This is a genomic window from Kitasatospora aureofaciens (genome assembly GCF_019192735.1).
In the GTDB taxonomy this organism is placed as follows: domain Bacteria; phylum Actinomycetota; class Actinomycetes; order Streptomycetales; family Streptomycetaceae; genus Kitasatospora; species Kitasatospora aureofaciens_A.
The window spans coordinates 1-1,676 of the sequence record NZ_JAHTKP010000155.1 but is presented as its reverse complement, the minus strand read 5'-3'; the positions used below and the strand labels follow the sequence as shown (position 1 = coordinate 1,676).

At 79.1% G+C, this 1,676-nt stretch carries 3 protein-coding genes; 2 read left to right on the top strand and 1 reads right to left on the bottom strand.

The window, feature by feature from the left end:
* Positions 1-609, bottom strand: a 609-nt coding sequence (locus KV557_RS41680) for a hypothetical protein (RefSeq protein ID WP_218207334.1), incomplete at its 3' end; no start/stop codon positions are given.
* 120 nt (positions 610-729) lie between these two features.
* Between KV557_RS41680 and KV557_RS41675 the strand changes: the two genes are divergently transcribed.
* Positions 730-1,542, top strand: a complete 813-nt coding sequence (locus tag KV557_RS41675) for a hypothetical protein (protein WP_218207333.1) — start codon at positions 730-732, stop codon at positions 1,540-1,542.
* 10 nt (positions 1,543-1,552) lie between these two features.
* On the top strand, positions 1,553-1,676 hold a 124-nt coding region (locus tag KV557_RS41670), incomplete at its 3' end, for a roadblock/LC7 domain-containing protein (protein WP_218207309.1).

Below are 1,676 nucleotides of genomic sequence, written 5' to 3'. Positions count from 1 at the left end.
CCCGGCGGCGGCCCGGCCGCGCTCGGCCAGGGCCCGTCCGGCGGTGCCCCGCAGGGCCGTCCGCAGCTCGGCCAGGGCGGTCCCGCCGCCCCGGCGGCGCCCGGTGCTCCGGGTGCGTCCGGTGGGCGGGCCGGCGGTCTGCCGACCCGGCAGGTCGGCAAGGCGCTCCGCGAGACCCCCGTCCTGCCGGGCCAGCAGGCCCCCCAGGGTCAGCAGGGTCAGCAGGGTCAGCAGGGTCAGCGGCCCCAGCAGCCGCAGCAGGCCCAGCAGTCCCAGCAGTCCGCTCAGGGCGGCCTGCCGCAGCGCGGCCCGGGCCGGCAGGGCCTGCCGCAGGGCGGCCCCGGCGGCCTGCCCCGCCGCGGCCAGCAGCCCGGTGCCGGTCAGCCCGGTCAGCCCGGTCAGGAACGGCCGCGCCCCAACGGCGAGTTCGACAGCCGTCCGGGTGCCCGGACCGGCGAGCAGCCGCAGCACGGCCGGCCGGGTGCGCCCGGTGCGCCCCGGCAGGGCGCCCGCCCGGGCAACCGTCCGCAGGACGGGCTGCCGCAGCGCCGCCAGCCGGGCCGTCCGGCCCCGCAGGGGCCGCAGGGCCCCGGCGGCCAGGGCCCGCAAGGTGCCCAGGGTCCGCAGGGTGCCCAGGGTCCGCGCCGCCCGCAGCGCCCCGGCCCGGACGCGCCGCAGCGCGACCGCCAGCCGCAGCTGCCGCCGCAGCAGCAGGCCCCGCAGCCGCAGTTGCCGTCGCAGCAGGCCCCCCAGCCGCTGCCGTCGGCCGAGCCCGCGCCGGTGGAGAGCACCCAGCAGTTCGCCCGGCCGCGCTTCGAGGCCAGCCAGATCGACCCGCGCGACCCGCTGGGCCTCGGCCTGGTGGAGCCGGTGCTGCCGAACGTGCCGAACCCGGCGCGTCCGGAGCCGGTCCGCCCGGAGGCCCCGCAGCAGGTCCGGCAGGAGCCGGTCCGCCAGGAGCCGATGGCGCTGCCGACCGGCCCGTCCGACGGCGGCGCCGGGCAGCAGCCCTGGACCGCCCAGGAGGCCCGCCCGCGCGGGTACCAGCCGCGCCGCCCCGGCACCACGGCGCCGGAGTTCCTGGACGGGACCCCGCAGCAGGCCCCGTACACGCCGCAGCAGGCCCCGTACGCGCCGCAGCAGGCCCAGCAGGCGCCCCAGGGCCAGCAGCAGCCGCAGCCCGGCACCGGCGACGCCCCGTGGCGCCCGTCCGCGAACGACGAGCGCTGGCGCCGCGCCGAGCAGGTCCGGGAGCCGTCGACCAGCGGTGTCACGATGTCCGGCCTCCCCCGGCGGACCCCGCAGGCCAACCTGGTCTCCGGCACCGCCGAGGCCTCCCCGCTGACCGGTCCCCAGGTCTCGCGGGCCCCCGAGGAGGTGCGCGGCCGGCTGACCAACCTGCGCCGCGGCATCCAGCAGGGCCGCCGGGCCGGTGCGGAGCAGGCCAATCAGGCCGGCTTCCACCATGGTGCCCAGCAGCCCGGATTCGATAGTTTCGGTGGCCGGACCGACGGCAACGGCGCAGATCACCAGGAGCGTTGAGTTGAACCAGATGAGCCAGGCCGCACAGAACCTGAACTGGCTGATCACCAATTTCGTGGACAACACCCCCGGGGTGTCCCACACCGTGGTGGTCTCCGCGGACGGCCTCCTGCTGTGCATGTCCGAGGGCTTCC